This window comes from Streptomyces sp. NPDC034084, from assembly GCF_055575535.1.
In genome coordinates, this window is the sequence record NZ_JBVISK010000008.1 from 349,302 (window position 1) to 363,976 (window position 14,675).

A 14,675-nucleotide genomic window follows, 5' to 3' on the forward strand; every position below is an offset into this window, starting at 1 on the left:
AATCTGAAAGACCGTCAGTTCCGTTGCGGTGAGGGGTGCTCGGGGTGTCCAAGGTGCCGAACCGGAGGAGAACGACCGCCGCGCTCACGGCCGCGGCCGCCGTGGCGGGCGCGACCGTGCTGGCCGGCGCACCCGCCGCCCAGGCGGCCGTCGTCGACGTGGACTACGCCTGCGAGACGAAGATCGGACCGAAGAGCGCCGTCTCGCCCGTCGACATCAAGGCCGTGAAGAGCGGCGGCGGCTACACGATCACCATGTCCTTCGAGAAGGGGGTCTCGGACAGCCCGGTCGAACTCCCCAAGGGCGTCATGACCCCGCGCGCCGAACTCGTCCTCGGCGGCGCCGCGAGCGGCACGGTGAAGGTCGGGGGAACGCCGAACACGGCCGCCATCCCGCCCGACACCCCGATCAGGATCGGCACGCTCACCGGCACGTTCACCCCGAAGAAGAACGGCAGGGTCACCTTCACGGCCGGCACCCTCACCGTGCACGCCCTCGGTATGGACGCGGCCGTCTGCACGCCGAAGAACAACCCGAAGCCCTCCCTGGAACTCCAGGTCACGGGGGCCTCCGGAGGCGGCTCGGGAGCCGGCACCCCGCCGCCCGCCACCGAAGGCGAGCTGCCCAGGACCGGCCCCCTCGACTCCGCCGTTGCGCTCGGCACCCTCGGCGGCACCGTCCTGCTGACCGGCGCCGCCGGAGTCCTCTGGCTCACGCGGCGCACGGCACGCTGATGCGGACGGCGGACCGCTCCCGGACGCGGAGGGGGGCGCTCCCGGGTCGGCGCACGGCCGCGCTCCCGGGCGGACGTCCGGCCGCGCTCCCCGGCCGGCGCACCGCCCCGCACCCCGGTCGTCGCGCGGCGGCCCGCGCCGGGCTCCTCGCCGCCGCGGCCGCCCTCCTCGGCGCCGTCGCGGCGGCGCCCCCCGGCGCCCGGGACTGGACGGCCGCCCCCGCCGCCGGACGGCCGTACGCCTACCTGGAAGGCCCGGCGGGCAGCGTCCTCCAGGACACGCTCTCGGTCACCAACCCCTCCGCCGTCCCCCTCACCGTGCGCCTCACCAGCCAGGGCGCCGCACCCGTGTCGTTCGCCGCGCGGACCGTGACCGTGCCCGCCAGGACCCGCGCCGACGTCCCCTTCGCCGTCACGGTCACCGCCGACACCCCGCCCGGCGAACACCGGGGCACCGTACGGGCCGCGGCCGCAGGCCATGAGGTCCGGGTCGAGCTGCGGATACGGGTCAGCGGACCGCGCCTCGCCGCGCTCACCGTCGAGGACGTCCACGTCGACCGGACCACCGGCGCCCTCCGCTACACCCTGGTCAACCGCGGCACCACGGTCCTCGCCCCGCGCCTCGCGGTCCGCGCCGAGGGCCTCCTCGGCACCGTCCTCGACCGGCCGGACCGCCCCCTGCCGCTCACCCTCCGCCCCGGCGAGCGGGCCGTCCGGACCGAACCCTGGCCGGACCCGCCCGCCCTCGACGCCGTCACTGTCCGGCTGACGGCCACCGCGGCGGGCGCCGCCCCCGCCACGGCCCGCGCGGAGGCCGCCTTCGCCTCGGGCCCCGCGCTCACCGGCACGGCCGGACTGCTCCTCGCGGCGGCGGGCGGCGCCGGGTACGCGGCGCGGCGGCGGAGCAGGTCCCGTACCCGGCGAGCCCCGACGGGAGCGACACCATGAGGACGATCCGTACCGCCGCCGCCCTCCTCACCGCCCTCGCCCTCGCCCTGCTGCCCACCACCCCCGCCGCGACGGCGGCCCCCGGGCCGGTGGTCGAGCTGTCGGCGCCGGAGGGTGGCAAGGGCGGCGAGATCGCCGTCAGCGGCAGCGGCTGGAAACCCGGCGCGCTCCTCATGCTCCTGATCTGCGGTCAGGGAGCCCCCGGCAGGGGTGTCATCGGCGGCACCAACTCCTGCGCCAACACCGACGGCCGGGCCGCCACCGTCGACCGCAGGGGCGCGTTCAGCGTGAAGCTCCCCGTCGCCGAACCGCCCGAGCCCTGCCCCTGCGTGGTGCACGTCGCCGGGGTCACCGGCCGGCAGGACGTCGTCGACAAGGAGTTCACGGTCGCCGGGCACCCCACCGCCCCGCTCCCCGAGGCCTCCGGTGACGGCCGCCTCGCCGTCCTCGCCGCCGTGCGCCTCGAAGGCTCCAGCGGCCTCCTCGTCTGGTTCGGGGCGCCCCCGCGCCGCGAGGTCGTCTTCACCGTCGGCAACCTCGGGCCCGCCGCCGTCAAGGACCCGGTCTTCCAGGTCGGCACCGGCCACGGCGTCTTCGCGCCCCAGTACGAGGAACGCCAGTGGCGCGGCACGATCGCACCCGGCGAGAAGGCCCTGATCCGCCTCCCCGCCGAACTCGCGGCCGGCGCGCACGGCGACTACCAGGTCTCCGTGAGGTACGCGGGCAAGGTCCTCGTCGAGCAGCCGTGGGGCGTCGGCAGGCCGTGGGGCGTGACGCTCTTCTGGGTGCTCCTCGCCGTCGTGGTGCCGGCCGCGCTGTTCCGGATCGGCATGGCCGTGGTCGACCGCGCGCGGCCCGCTTCCGGGGGCGCCGGGGCCCGCGCCCCCAGGACCCGGCCGGGGGCGCGCCCGCGTCGCCGCGCCCCGGCCCGTACACCCGCTTCCGCCCCCGCACCGGGGGACGGCGAGACGACCGCGGCCCTGCCGTGGTTCAGCCCTGACTCCGCACCGTCAGCGCCTGAGAGCAGCAGCCCGACGACGAAGGGACATGCGTGAGTACGCAACGGAGGATGAGCGCGGCCGGGGTCGCGCTGATGCTCGGCGGCGCGGGGATCCTGTGTGCCGCCGACCCCGCCCGGGCCGCCGAGACCAGCTACGCGACGGAGTGCGTCCCCCCGTCGATCTCGGGGCTCCCGCCCGTGCAGGGCACGACGAAGGTGCTGATCACCGCACCGGCGGAGGCCGAGGTCGGCGACGAGGTCGAGATCGTCTGGAAGACGGTCCAGGCCGCCTCGAAGAACCCCGACGTCCTCGACCTGCAGAAGGACACGGTGAAGCCGACCGGCGTCCTCACCCTGGGCGGCGCGGGGAGCGGGACCGTCGCGATGGAGGGACCCCGCCAGAACCCGCCGATCCCGAAGAACAGCCCGATGGTGCTGCCCGACATGAAGGGGAGGCTGAAGCTGGACAAGGCGGGCGAGATCACGCTGACGCCAGGCAAGTACACGATCAACGTGTCCAAGCCGATCTCGACGGACACCAAGTGCTCCCCGAAGGCAGCGGTGCCGGTGGGGGCGACGATCAAGGTGACGGAGGGGGGTGGGGGGACGACGACGTCCGGCGGTACGACGTCGTCCGGTGGCACGACGACCTCGTCCGGCGGCTCCTCGGCCTCCGGCGGTACGACTTCCGGCTCCGGCGGCACGGATTCCTCCGGCGGTGCGAGTTCCACCGGTGGTGGCTCCGACAACACCGGCGGCTCCGCGACCAGCTCGTCCGGCGGCACCGGAGGCGACTCCGGCTCCGGCTCCGGCTCCGGCTCCGGCTCCGGCTCTGGCGGAAGCTCCGGCGGAGGCGGCGGGCAGACCGAATTCCCCGGCAGGCAGGTCGCCGTCCAGTTCGCCTGCCAACCCCCCGGCCCCACCTCGATCACCTCCAAGGTGACCATCGACGCCAAGAAGAGCGGCGACGGCTACGCCCTCACGGTCAGGACCGCCAAGGGCGTCATGGACAGCCCGGCGGCCCTCCCCGCGGGCGCCCTCAAGCCGTCCATGGCCGTCAGGATCGGCGGCGCCGACAGCGGCACGGTGAAGGTCGCGGGCCCCGCCAACGCCGCCCCCCTCGAAGCGGGCAAGCCGGTCGACCTGCCCGACATGAAGGGCACCTACACGCCGGGGGCGACGGGCAGGTCCACCCTCGGCCCGGGGACGCTCACCATCAGCGTCTCGCTCGGCGGCTCGCCGATCGTCATCCCCTGCCAGGTCAAGGGCGCCGTGGGGGCCTCCCTCGAACTGGACACGAGCAAGCAGGCCGGCGGCGCCTCCGGCGGCTCCGACGGCGGCTCGAACACCACCACGGGCTCCGGCTCGGGCTCGGGCTCCGGCTCCGGCGGCTCCGACGGCGGGAACCTCGCCCAGACCGGCGCCGAGAACGACGGCGCCCTGCGCGCCCTCGCCCTCGTCGCGGGCACGGTCATCCTGGTCGGCGGCGCGGTGTTCACCTTCACGCCCTGGGCACGGCTCAGGAGGTGAGCGAACGGCGAAGGCCGCCGCACCGGACGGGTGCGGCGGCCTTCGGCCGTACAGAGGGAGCGGGCGTCAGTGGACGCCGCCCATGAGGCCCTGGACCTTCTTGCGGTACATCCAGATCGCGAAGCCCGCGAGGACGGCCAGCGCCGCCTCCATCGCGATGATCCCCGTCCCGTTGAGGTCCACACCGGCCAGCGACAGCAGACTCGTGCTGCAGTCACCGGCGGTGACGGCGAGGAACCAGACGCCCATCATCTGGGAGGCGTACTTCTGCGGCGCCATCTTCGTCGTGACGGAGAGGCCGACGGGGGAGAGGCACAGCTCACCGATCGTCTGGATCATGTAGATCGAGACGAGCCACATCGGGGAGACCTTGGTGCCGTCGCCCGCCATGTTCATCGGGACGATGAAGACGAAGAAGGACGCGCCGACCAGGACGAGACCCATCGCGAACTTCACGATGGTGTTCGGCTCCTGGTTCTTGCGGGCCAGCCACAGCCACAGCCAGGCGAAGACCGGGGCCAGCGCCATGACGAAGAGCGGGTTCAGGGACTGGTACCAGGTGGCGGGGAAGCCGAAGCCGAAGACGCTGTCCGCGGTCTTGTCGTCCGCGAAGAGCGACAGGGTCGAGCCACCCTGGTCGTAGATCATCCAGAAGACGGCGGCGGCGACGAAGAACCAGATGTAGCCGGTCATCTTCGACTGCTCGGTCTTGTCCAGGTCCTTGTCGCGCTTGATGCGGACCAGGACGGCGACCGGGATGATCAGACCCGCGAGGGTGATCGGCACGAGCGCCCAGTTCAGGGTGTACATGCCGAGGGCGATGACGACGCCGTAGAACGCGGCGGCCAGCACGGCGACGAGGGCGACCTTGACCAGGATGCCCTTGCGCTCGGCCGGGGAGAGCGGGTTCGGGACGATGTTGCTCCGCGGGCTGAGGTTCTTCGTGCCGAAGAGGAACTGGACCAGGCCCAGACCCATGCCCAGCGCGGCGAGCGCGAAGCCGAGGTGCCAGTTGACCTTCTCGCCGACGGTGCCGACCACGAACGGCGCCACGAAGGCACCGAGGTTGATGCCGACGTAGAAGAGCGTGAAGCCACCGTCACGGCGCGGGTCGTCCGGGCCGTCGTAGAGGTGGCCGACCATCGTGGAGATGTTGGCCTTGAGCAGACCCGAACCGGCGGCGACGAGCGCCAGGCCGACGAAGAACATCGCCTGACCGGGGAGGGCCAGCGAGGCGTGACCGGCCATGATCACGAAACCGGCGATGGTGACGGTCTTGCGGGCGCCCCAGACGCGGTCGCCGAACCAGCCGCCGGGCATGGCCATCAGGTAGACCATCGAGACGTACACCGAGTAGATGGCCGTCGACGTGGCCGCCGTCATGGCGAGACCGCCACCCTGGCTTCCGGTCGCCGCGTCCGCGCCGCCGGAGACCAGGTACAGAACCAGAAGGGCCCGCATGCCGTAGTAGGAGAAGCGCTCCCACATCTCGGTCATGAAGAGGGTGGCCAGACCACGGGGGTGGCCGAAGAACGTCTTCTCGGAACCGGGGGTTCCGGTCGAAGCCGTCGTCAGGCTGGACGCCATGTCGATCCTTGCTCTGTCGGGACGCACGCCTCGTGAGCGTGATGCGCCCGGTGGGGGAGGCCGGCACCGGCGGAGTCGTGGAACTCCACCGGGATCCACGCCCCGGGAGACGCGTCTACGCGCCCCGGAACCCGGCCCACAGGTCATTCACCGTCTCAAGGTTCGGCGGGGCCGACCTCACGCAGAAAGAGGACCTTGGCGCGCGAAGCTGGCCAAAGGTCCCCGATTACCGCTACTGACGTCTCGCCACCATACGACACGACAGGGTCGGATATGGAAGGACTTGAGAGATGGATCACAGGTGACGAAGGAACCGTACGCGATCATTCGAAGGTCATCTGCTGGATGCCCACAAGATCTCCAGGGGTCATCGGGGCCCGGTGGATCCCGCCCCGGCCCGGCCGCCGTGCCGACTACCATCACTCCATGACCCGTGTACTGCTCGCCGAGGACGACGCATCCATCTCGGAGCCGCTGGCCCGCGCCCTGCGGAGAGAGGGGTACGAGGTCGAGGTCCGCGAGGACGGTCCGACCGCCCTCGACGCCGGACTCCAGGGCGGCGTCGACCTGGTCGTGCTCGACCTGGGCCTGCCCGGCATGGACGGCCTGGAGGTCGCGCGCCGGCTGCGCGCCGAAGGTCACACGGTCCCGATCCTGGTCCTCACCGCCCGCGCGGACGAGGTCGACACCGTGGTCGGGCTCGACGCGGGCGCCGACGACTACGTCACCAAGCCCTTCCGCCTCGCCGAGCTCCTCGCCCGGGTCCGGGCCCTCCTCCGGCGCGGCTCCACGGAGCCCGCCGCCGCCCCCGCGACCCACGGCGTCCGCATCGACGTCGAGTCGCACCGCGCCTGGATGGGCGACGAGGAGCTGCAGCTCACCGCCAAGGAGTTCGACCTGCTCCGGGTCCTGGTCCGGGACGCCGGCCGGGTCGTCACCCGCGACCAGCTGATGCGCGAGGTCTGGGACACCACCTGGTGGTCCTCCACCAAGACCCTCGACATGCACATCTCCTGGCTGCGCAAGAAGCTCGGCGACGACGCGGCGAACCCCCGCTACATCGCGACGGTCCGAGGAGTCGGCTTCCGCTTCGAGAAGAGCTAGACGCTGCCGTCGAAGCGGAGGCCAGGAGGCGCGTCATCGCCGTAGGGGTGCGCGTCGTGTCGCGGCCGCGGGTTGTCGTGGGCCGGTCACGCGGTTCCCCGCGCCCCTTCAGGGCCTTGCCACACTGGTCGTCGTCAAGCCGCCCTCCGGAGGATCCATGCGCCGCCGCCTGATCAACTCCACGCTCGCCGTCGTCCTCGTCGTCATCGCCGTCTTCGGCGTCTCCCTGGTCCTCGTCGAGACCCGCACCATCGCCGGCAGCGCCCAGGAGAGCGTGGACTCCGAGGCGCTGCGGATCGTCTCCATCGTCGACAGCCGGCTCATCGGCGGCGAGCCGGTCAACCCCGGCATCCTCGCCGAGCAGAGCGGCGCCAAGCGGTACGCCCAGATCCGCATCCCCGGCCGCGACCCCATCGAGATCGGCGCCCGCCCCGGCGGCGAGGTCATCCGCGGTCTCGCCCAGGGCGAGCGCGGCGAGACCGTGGTCGTCGAGGAGTCCCGGTCCGCGGTGACCGCCGAGGTCGGCCGCACCCTGCTCATCATCGGCGCGGTGGCCCTGCTCGCGGTCGTCGCCGCCGTCCTCCTCGCCGTACGGCAGGCGAACAAGCTGGCGTCGCCGCTCACGGACCTCGCCGAGACCGCCGAGCGCCTCGGCTCCGGCGACCCGCGGCCCCGGCACAAGCGGTACGGGGTCCCCGAGCTGGACCGGGTCGCGGACGTCCTCGACGCCTCCGCCGAGCGCATCGCCCGGATGCTCACCGCCGAGCGCCGCCTCGCCGCCGACGCCTCCCACCAGCTCCGTACGCCCCTCACCGCGCTCTCCATGCGCCTGGAGGAGGTCGCCCTCGCCGTCGACCTGGAGACGGTCAAGGAGGAGGCGACGATCGCGCTCACCCAGGTCGAGCGGCTCACCGACGTCGTCGAGCGGCTCCTCACCAACGCCCGGGACCCCCGCACCGGCTCCGCCGTCGCCTTCGACCTGGACGAGGTCGTCAAGCAGCAGATCGAGGAGTGGCGCCCCGCCTACCGCAGCGCGGGGCGGGCCATCGTCCACTCCGGCAAGCAGGGCATGCGGGCGGTCGGCACCCCGGGCGCGGTCGCCCAGGTCCTCGCCGCCCTGATCGAGAACTCGCTCATGCACGGCGGCGGCACGGTCGCCCTGCGCACCCGCGTCACCGGCAACCAGTCCGTGATCGAGGTCACCGACGAGGGCCCCGGCGTCCCCGCCGACCTCGGTGCGCGGATCTTCGAGCGGGCGGTGAGCGGGCGCAGCTCCACGGGCATCGGTCTCGCGGTGGCCAGGGACCTGGCGGAGGCGGACGGCGGGCGCCTGGAGCTGCTCCAGCAGCAGCCGCCGGTCTTCGCGCTCTTCCTGAGCCGGGAGGTCAGGAGCGTCACGGAGGAGCCACCCGAGCGCCCCGTACGGTAAGAGGCCAGGCTGTGAGGGGGTCAGACGCGGTCGGGCTGGCGGCGGGTCGCCTGCTGCGGGGCCTGCTCCAGGAACGATTCGGCGGTCTGCACGGCCTCCTTCGCCGGCAGCGCGCGGAACACCCACGTGCGGTACGACCAGAAGCGGAACAGGGTCGCGACGCCGATGCCGAAGAACTTGAAGAAGTTGCTCTGCAGCGGGGTGTCCCAGCCGAAGCCGTACGTCGCCGCGTACAGCAGACCGTTCTGGATGACCAGGCCGATCAGGCTGAAGACGAGGAAGAGGGCCAGCTCCTTGGCGCGGCTGCTCTTGTCCCGGTCCCGGTAGGTGAAGTACCGGAAGCCGAGGTAGTTGAAGACGATCGCGACCACCGTGGCGATGACGCTCGCCCGCACGACCGGCAGGTCCGAGAAGTGGCGGACGAGGTTGAACACCCCGAGGTCCACCAGCACCCCTACGGCACCGACGGCCCCGAACTTGGCGACCTCCCGGAAGAGCCCCTCGAGTCGCATGCGCAGCGCGCCGTGTTCACTCATGGTGATCGCTCTGTCCCGTCCGTCCGGATGACGTCCGGGCGACGTCAACCCAACCATGCTAACCAGCGGCCCTGTCACCCGCCTGTGTACCTCGCAAACCTGTGGAGAACCCGGCACCGAGCGCGTGCCGCTTGTGTCAAAACACAGCCGGACGAGTGTTCCCCGATGGTGCGGATACCCTAAGAGGGTGACGTTCCCCGTAGTAGGCATGGTCGGCGGTGGCCAGCTCGCCCGTATGACCCACGAGGCCGGCATCCCCCTCGGCATCAAGTTCAAGCTCCTCAGTGACACCCCGCAGGATTCCGCGGCCCAGGTGGTGAGCGAGGTCGTCGTCGGCGACTACCGCGACCTGGACACGCTGCGTGACTTCGCGCGCGGCTGCGACGTGATCACCTTCGATCACGAGCACGTCCCCACCGAGCACCTGCGCGCCCTGGAGGCCGACGGCATCCCCGTCAGGCCCGGCCCGGACGCGCTCGTGCACGCGCAGGACAAGGGGGTGATGCGCGCGAAACTCGACGAGATCGGCGCGCCGAGCCCCCGGCACCGCATCGTCGCCGATCCGGCGGACGCGGCGGCCTTCGCGGCCGAGGTCGGCGGCTTCCCGATCATCCTCAAGACCGTGCGCGGCGGTTACGACGGCAAGGGCGTCTGGTTCGTCCGTACGCCCGAGGACGCCCGCGACCCCTTCCTCGCCGGGGTCCCGGTCCTCGCCGAGGAGAAGGTCGACTTCGTCCGCGAGCTCGCGGCGAACATCGTCCGCTCCCCGCACGGACAGGCCGTCGCCTATCCGGTCGTCGAGTCCCGCCAGGTCGACGGCGTCTGCGACACGGTCATCGCGCCCGCGCCCGACCTCGACGAAGAGCTGGGCGGGCAGGCGCAGGAGCTGGCGCTCCGGATCGCCAAGGAGCTGGGCGTCGTCGGCCACCTCGCCGTCGAGCTGTTCCAGACCACGGACGGCCGCATCCTCGTCAACGAGCTGGCGATGCGCCCCCACAACTCGGGCCACTGGACCCAGGACGGGGCGATCACCTCGCAGTTCGCCAACCACGTCCGGGCGGTTCTCGACCTTCCTCTCGGCGATCCGCGCCCCCGCGCGACGTGGACCGTGATGTGCAATGTCCTGGGCGGCGACTACCCGGACATGTACTCCGCGTATCTGCACTGCATGGCCAGGGACCCGCAGCTCAAGATCCACATGTACGGCAAGGACGTGAAGCCCGGTCGCAAGGTGGGCCACGTCAACACCTACGGCGACGACCTCGACGACGTGCTGGAGCGCGCCCGTCACGCCGCCGGCTATCTGCGAGGAACGATCGTTGAGTAATCCGCTCATTGGCATCGCGATGGGGTCCGACTCGGACTGGTCCGTCATGGAGGCCGCCGCCCAGGCCCTCGACGAGTTCGAGATCCCGTACGAGGTGAACGTCCTCTCCGCGCACCGGATGCCCCGCGAGATGATCGCGTACGGCGAGGAGGCCGCGGGCCGCGGGATCCAGGCGATCATCGCGGGCGCCGGCGGCGCCGCCCACCTGCCCGGCATGCTCGCCTCCGTCACCCCGCTGCCCGTCATCGGCGTGCCGGTGCCGCTGAAGTACCTCGACGGCATGGACTCGCTGCTCTCCATCGTGCAGATGCCGGCCGGCATCCCCGTCGCCACGGTCTCCGTCGCCGGCGCCCGGAACGCGGGCCTGCTCGCCGCCCGGATCCTCGCCGCGCACGACACGGAGCTCCGCACCCGGATGACCGACTTCCTCCAGGAGCTCAACGACCAGGCCACGGAGAAGGGCAAGCGGCTGCGCGCCAAGGTCGAGGGCGCCGCGTCCTTCGGCTTCGCCAGGTGAGCGCCTCACCCGGCGCGGCGGACCGTCTGGAGGAGGCCCGCGAGCTGCTCGCGGGCCATCCCGTGGTCGACGGCCACAACGACCTCCCGTGGGCGCTGCGCGAGCACGTGCGCTACGACCTGGACCGGATGGACATCGCCGCCGACCAGACCGGCGCGCTCCACACCGACCTCGCCCGGCTCCGGGCGGGCGGCGTCGGCGCCCAGTTCTGGTCGGTGTACGTCCCCTGCCGGCTGGCCGGCGACGACGCGGTCAGCGCGACCCTGGAGCAGATCGACATCGTCGACCAGCTCCTCGACCGGTACGCCGCCGACCTCGCCCCCGCGCTGACGGCGGACGACATGGAGGCGGCCCGGAAGCAGGGCCGTATCGCCTCGCTCAAGGGCGCCGAGGGCGGCCACTCGATCAACAACTCCCTCGCCACCCTGCGTGCGCTGCACGCCCTGGGCGTGCGGTACATGACGCTCACGCACAACGACAACAACGACTGGGCGGACTCGGCGACCGACGAGCCCGGCGTCGGCGGGCTCTCCGCCTTCGGCCGGCAGGTCGTCCGCGAGATGAACCGCTCCGGGATGCTCGTGGACCTCTCGCACGTCGCCGCGACGACCATGCGGGACGCGCTCGACGCCACGGCGGCGCCGGTGATCTTCTCGCACTCCTCGTCCCGCGCGGTCTGCGACCACCCGCGGAACATTTCGGACGACGTCCTGGAGCGGCTGCCGGCCAACGGCGGCGTCGCGATGGCCACCTTCGTGCCCAAGTTCATCCTGCCCGCGGCCGTCGAGTGGACCGCGCGGGCCGACGAGAACCTCCGGGCGCACGGCTTCGACCACCTCGACACCACCGCCGAGGCGATGAAGCTGCACCGCGCCTTCGAGGAGACCGACCCCCGCCCGGTCGCCACCGCCGCGACGGTCGCCGACCACCTCGACCACATGCGCGAGGTCGCCGGCATCGACCACATCGGCATCGGCGGCGACTACGACGGCACGGCCTTCACCCCGGCCGGCCTCGACGACGTCGCGGGCTACCCGAACCTGATCGCGGAGCTCCTGCACCGCGGCTGGTCCCACCCGGACCTCGCCAAGCTGACCTGGTCCAACGCGGTCCGCGCCCTCCGCGACGCGGAAGCGGTCTCCCGCGACCTGAAGAGCCGTACGGCCCCGTCGAACGCGACGATCGACGCGCTCGACACGCCGTAACCGGTTCACCCGGACGGCCCAGCCCGCCGAGCCCCCCGAAGGGGCCGGTGGCACGGTGGACGGTGCTGCCCCGCCGCTCTCGGCGGGGCGGTACTGCATCGCCGAGTTCGGAGTAAGACCATGGCGGAACTGATAGACGACCCTCCCTCCCTCTCCACCGTCCCTGCCGCCACCGGCGAGCCCGGCCCGCCGGAGTCACCGCTCGACGAGACGGCCCGGGCCCGCGCCCTCCTGGCCGCCCAGCCCGTCACCGAGGGCCACACCGAACTCCCCGACCTCCTCGACCCCGAGGACCTGCCACCCCCGCGCGCCCGGGAGACCGGGGCCCAGCTCTGGTCCCTGCACGTCGAGGCGGACGAGGGCGTCGTCGGGACGCTGCGGCGCATCGACTCCGTCCGCGCCCTCGTCGCCGCGTGCCCCGAGGACCTGCGCCTCGCGTGCTCCACCGCCGAGCTGGCCCACGCCCGCGACTGCGGCCGCGTCGCCGCCCTCCTCGGCCCGGTCGGCTGGACGGCGCTCGGCGGCTCGGCCGCCACCCTGCGCGCGTACCAGGCGCTTGGCGTACGGGCCGTGAACCTCACCCTCTTCGACCGTTTCGCCCGCGAGGCGGTACGGGAGATGAACCGCATCGGCCTGGCCGTGGACCTCTCCGGCGCCGACCAGGACACGGCCCGCCAGGCCCTCGCGGTCACCCGCGCCCCGGCTCTGCTGACGAGGGCGGCCCCGGAGACCCTGCCGGACGAGGTCCTGCGCCTCCTCGGCGAGAACGGCGCCGTCCTCATGGTCACCGTCACCGACGACCCGGCCGCCGCCGCCGAGGTCCTCGACCGGGTACGGGCGGAGGCGGGCCCGCAGTGCGTGGGCGTCTCCCACACCACGGCCCCGGCCGCCGGCTACGTCCCGCTCTTCGCGGAGCTGCTGCGCCGGGGCTGGACCGCCCAGGAACTCGTCGGCCTCGCCCACGCCAACGCCACCCGGGCGCTGCGGGAGACGGAGTTCCTGGCCCGGACGAACCGGATCCGGCCCGCCGCGGCCTGAGGCGTACGGGAGAGGGGCGCACCGCCCGGCGGTGCGCCCCTCTCCGTGTCCCGTACGTCAGGCGGTCGGACGGCCCATCGCCCGGTACGTCCAGCCGGCCGCCCGCCACAGCTCGCCGTCGAGGGCGTTGCGGCCGTCGAGGATCACCCGGGTCGCGGCGACCGAGGCCAGCTCCGCCGGGTCGAGCTCGCGGAACTCGCGCCACTCGGTCAGGTGGAGCACCACGTCCGCCCCGCGCACGGCCTCCAGGGCCGAGTCGGCGTAGCCGAGGGTCGGGAAGACGCGGCGCGCGTTCTCCATGCCCTTCGGGTCGTAGACGGTGACCTGGCCGCCCTGGAGGTGTATCTGCCCGGCCACGTTCAGCGCGGGGGAGTCGCGGACGTCGTCCGAGTCCGGCTTGAAGGTGGCTCCGAGCACGGCGACCCGGCGGCCCAGGAAGGTGGACCCGCCCAGGGCTTCGCGGGCCATCTCGACCATCTGGCCGCGCCGCCGCATGTTGATCGAGTCGATCTCCCGCAGGAAGGTGAGGGCCTGGTCGGCGCCCAGTTCCCCCGCGCGGGCCATGAAGGCCCGGATGTCCTTGGGGAGGCAGCCGCCGCCGAAGCCGATGCCGGCGCGCAGGAACTTGGCGCCGATCCGGTCGTCGTGGCCGATGGCCTCCGCGAGCTTGACGACGTCGCCGCCGGCGGCCTCGCAGACCTCCGCCATCGCGTTGATGAAGGAGATCTTCGTCGCGAGGAAGGAGTTGGCGGCCGTCTTCACCAGTTCGGCCGTCGGGAAGTCGGTCACGACGAACGGCGAGCCCTCGCCGACGGGGACCGCGTACACCTCGCGGAGCGTCTTCTCGGCCCGCTCGCCGAAGTCACGGACGCCGACGACGATCCGGTCGGGGCGCAGGGTGTCCTGGACGGCGAAGCCCTCCCGCAGGAACTCGGGGTTCCAGGCGAGGTCGACGCCCTCCGGGAGGAGCGCGGCGAGCCGCTCGGCCGAGCCGACCGGCACGGTCGACTTGCCGACGACCAGGGCCCCGGCGCGGACGACTCCGGCGAGGGAGGTGAAGGCGGCGTCCACGTAGCTCATGTCGCAGGCGTACTCGCCGTGCTTCTGCGGGGTGTTCACGCAGACGAAGTGCACGTCGCCGAAGGCGCCGACCTCCTCCCAGGAGGTGGTGAAGCGCAGCCGGCCGCTCGATCCCTCGATGCCGGCCACGTGCTTCGCGAGCAGCTCCTCCAGGCCCGGCTCGTACATGGGGACGCGTCCGGCGGACAGCATCTCGATCTTCTCGGGGACGACGTCGAGCCCGAGCACCTCGAAGCCCAGCTCCGCCATGGCCGCGGCGTGGGTGGCGCCGAGGTAGCCGGTGCCGATCACAGTGATCTTGAGGGCCATGCGGGACTCTCCAGGGAACGTCGGGCGGAATGCCTGCCCGAGCATAGTCGGGCGCTGGTCCGGGGCCGGGTCACGCCCTACCATTTGGGTTACTTAACGGTAGTTAGCAAGCGTGGGAGTGAATGAGCGTGTCGGGTTCGACTGATTTCGACCTGTATCGGCCTTCCGAGGAGCACGACATGCTCCGGGAGTCGGTGCGTGCCCTCGCGGAGGCGAAGATCGTTCCGTTCGCGGCGACGGTGGACGAGGAGGGCCGGTTCCCGCAGGAGGCCCTGGACGCGCTGGTCGCCAACGACCTGCACGCCGTGCACGTCCCCGAGACCTACGGCGGC

14 protein-coding genes are annotated in these 14,675 nt (G+C 72.5%); 11 read left to right on the plus strand and 3 right to left on the minus strand.

The features are described 5' to 3' along the window. The first annotated feature begins 44 nt into the window (after window positions 1-44). Genes ACZ51I_RS28290 through ACZ51I_RS28305 form a run of 4 tightly spaced genes read left to right on the plus strand, consistent with a single transcriptional unit; the run spans window position 45 to window position 4,211 of the window. Complete coding sequence (locus ACZ51I_RS28290; protein WP_468881274.1) at window positions 45-734, plus strand: peptidase; 690 nt, start codon at window positions 45-47, stop codon at window positions 732-734. After that, window positions 734-1,681 carry a COG1470 family protein gene (locus ACZ51I_RS28295; protein ID WP_468881277.1) on the plus strand — a complete coding sequence of 316 codons (948 nt, stop codon included), beginning with the start codon at window positions 734-736 and terminating at the stop codon, window positions 1,679-1,681. The genes ACZ51I_RS28290 and ACZ51I_RS28295 overlap by 1 nt, the downstream gene beginning before the upstream one ends. Further along, on the plus strand, window positions 1,678-2,736 hold the full coding sequence (locus ACZ51I_RS28300; RefSeq protein WP_468881279.1) for a hypothetical protein: 1,059 nt from the start codon (window positions 1,678-1,680) through the stop codon (window positions 2,734-2,736). The genes ACZ51I_RS28295 and ACZ51I_RS28300 overlap by 4 nt, the downstream gene beginning before the upstream one ends. Window positions 2,737-2,750: 14 nt before the next feature. Next, on the plus strand, window positions 2,751-4,211 hold the full coding sequence (locus ACZ51I_RS28305; protein WP_468881282.1) for a hypothetical protein: 1,461 nt from the start codon (window positions 2,751-2,753) through the stop codon (window positions 4,209-4,211). A gap of 66 nt (window positions 4,212-4,277) precedes the next feature. Here the strand turns inward: ACZ51I_RS28305 and ACZ51I_RS28310 are convergent, their stop codons facing one another. After that, entirely contained in the window at window positions 4,278-5,798 is a 1,521-nt protein-coding gene (locus ACZ51I_RS28310; protein WP_468881285.1) for a peptide MFS transporter, read from the minus strand. 426 nt (window positions 5,799-6,224) lie between these two features. On the opposite strand from ACZ51I_RS28310, the gene ACZ51I_RS28315 reads away from it, so the two are divergent. Next, a complete protein-coding gene (locus tag ACZ51I_RS28315; protein ID WP_041129540.1) occupies window positions 6,225-6,902 on the plus strand; it encodes a response regulator transcription factor in 678 nt (225 codons plus the stop codon). Between the two features lie 157 nt (window positions 6,903-7,059). Continuing rightward, window positions 7,060-8,331: an ATP-binding protein gene (locus ACZ51I_RS28320; protein ID WP_468881287.1), complete on the plus strand. Its 1,272-nt coding sequence runs from the start codon at window positions 7,060-7,062 to the stop codon at window positions 8,329-8,331. Between the two features lie 20 nt (window positions 8,332-8,351). Here the strand turns inward: ACZ51I_RS28320 and ACZ51I_RS28325 are convergent, their stop codons facing one another. Next, the gene (locus ACZ51I_RS28325) at window positions 8,352-8,867 is read right to left on the minus strand and encodes a GtrA family protein (RefSeq protein WP_468881289.1); all 516 of its coding nucleotides are present in this window, start codon (window positions 8,865-8,867) and stop codon (window positions 8,352-8,354) included. 187 nt (window positions 8,868-9,054) lie between these two features. Between ACZ51I_RS28325 and ACZ51I_RS28330 the strand changes: the two genes are divergently transcribed. The 4 genes from ACZ51I_RS28330 (at window position 9,055) to ACZ51I_RS28345 (ending at window position 12,954) form a co-directional block, all read left to right on the plus strand. Beyond that, window positions 9,055-10,194 (plus strand): 5-(carboxyamino)imidazole ribonucleotide synthase, encoded by a 1,140-nt coding sequence (locus tag ACZ51I_RS28330; RefSeq protein WP_468881292.1) that lies wholly within the window; start codon window positions 9,055-9,057, stop codon window positions 10,192-10,194. A 19-nt stretch (window positions 10,195-10,213) separates the two neighbouring features. Further along, on the plus strand, window positions 10,214-10,711 hold the full coding sequence (purE, locus tag ACZ51I_RS28335) for a 5-(carboxyamino)imidazole ribonucleotide mutase (RefSeq protein ID WP_468881336.1): 498 nt from the start codon (window positions 10,214-10,216) through the stop codon (window positions 10,709-10,711). Beyond that, a complete protein-coding gene (locus ACZ51I_RS28340; RefSeq protein WP_468881294.1) occupies window positions 10,708-11,916 on the plus strand; it encodes a dipeptidase in 1,209 nt (402 codons plus the stop codon). Before purE ends, ACZ51I_RS28340 begins: the two co-directional genes overlap by 4 nt. 120 nt (window positions 11,917-12,036) lie before the next feature. Next, window positions 12,037-12,954, plus strand: a complete 918-nt coding sequence (locus ACZ51I_RS28345) for a membrane dipeptidase (RefSeq protein ID WP_468881296.1) — start codon at window positions 12,037-12,039, stop codon at window positions 12,952-12,954. Window positions 12,955-13,011: 57 nt separating this feature from the next. Here ACZ51I_RS28345 and ACZ51I_RS28350 read toward each other — a convergent pair whose 3' ends face one another. Beyond that, a complete protein-coding gene (locus tag ACZ51I_RS28350) occupies window positions 13,012-14,343 on the minus strand; it encodes a UDP-glucose dehydrogenase family protein (RefSeq protein WP_468881298.1) in 1,332 nt (443 codons plus the stop codon). Window positions 14,344-14,465: 122 nt separating this feature from the next. Here ACZ51I_RS28350 and ACZ51I_RS28355 point away from each other — a divergent pair. Next, window positions 14,466-14,675: acyl-CoA dehydrogenase family protein (locus ACZ51I_RS28355; protein WP_468881300.1), on the plus strand; the 210-nt coding region annotated here is incomplete at its 3' end.

Bases quoted from the DNA above. Each gene is read 5' to 3' on its own strand.
- ACZ51I_RS28305 (WP_468881282.1), top strand. From the start codon at position 2,751: ATGAGCGCGGCCGGGGTCGCGCTGATGCTCGGCGGCGCGGGGATCCTG.
- ACZ51I_RS28345 (WP_468881296.1), top strand. From the start codon at position 12,037: ATGGCGGAACTGATAGACGACCCTCCCTCCCTCTCCACCGTCCCTGCC.
- ACZ51I_RS28320 (WP_468881287.1), top strand. From the start codon at position 7,060: ATGCGCCGCCGCCTGATCAACTCCACGCTCGCCGTCGTCCTCGTCGTC.
- ACZ51I_RS28350 (WP_468881298.1), bottom strand. From the start codon at position 14,343: ATGGCCCTCAAGATCACTGTGATCGGCACCGGCTACCTCGGCGCCACC.
- purE (WP_468881336.1), top strand. From the start codon at position 10,214: ATGGGGTCCGACTCGGACTGGTCCGTCATGGAGGCCGCCGCCCAGGCC.
- ACZ51I_RS28315 (WP_041129540.1), top strand. From the start codon at position 6,225: ATGACCCGTGTACTGCTCGCCGAGGACGACGCATCCATCTCGGAGCCG.
- ACZ51I_RS28325 (WP_468881289.1), bottom strand. From the start codon at position 8,867: ATGAGTGAACACGGCGCGCTGCGCATGCGACTCGAGGGGCTCTTCCGG.
- ACZ51I_RS28310 (WP_468881285.1), bottom strand. From the start codon at position 5,798: ATGGCGTCCAGCCTGACGACGGCTTCGACCGGAACCCCCGGTTCCGAG.
- ACZ51I_RS28300 (WP_468881279.1), top strand. From the start codon at position 1,678: ATGAGGACGATCCGTACCGCCGCCGCCCTCCTCACCGCCCTCGCCCTC.
- ACZ51I_RS28295 (WP_468881277.1), top strand. From the start codon at position 734: ATGCGGACGGCGGACCGCTCCCGGACGCGGAGGGGGGCGCTCCCGGGT.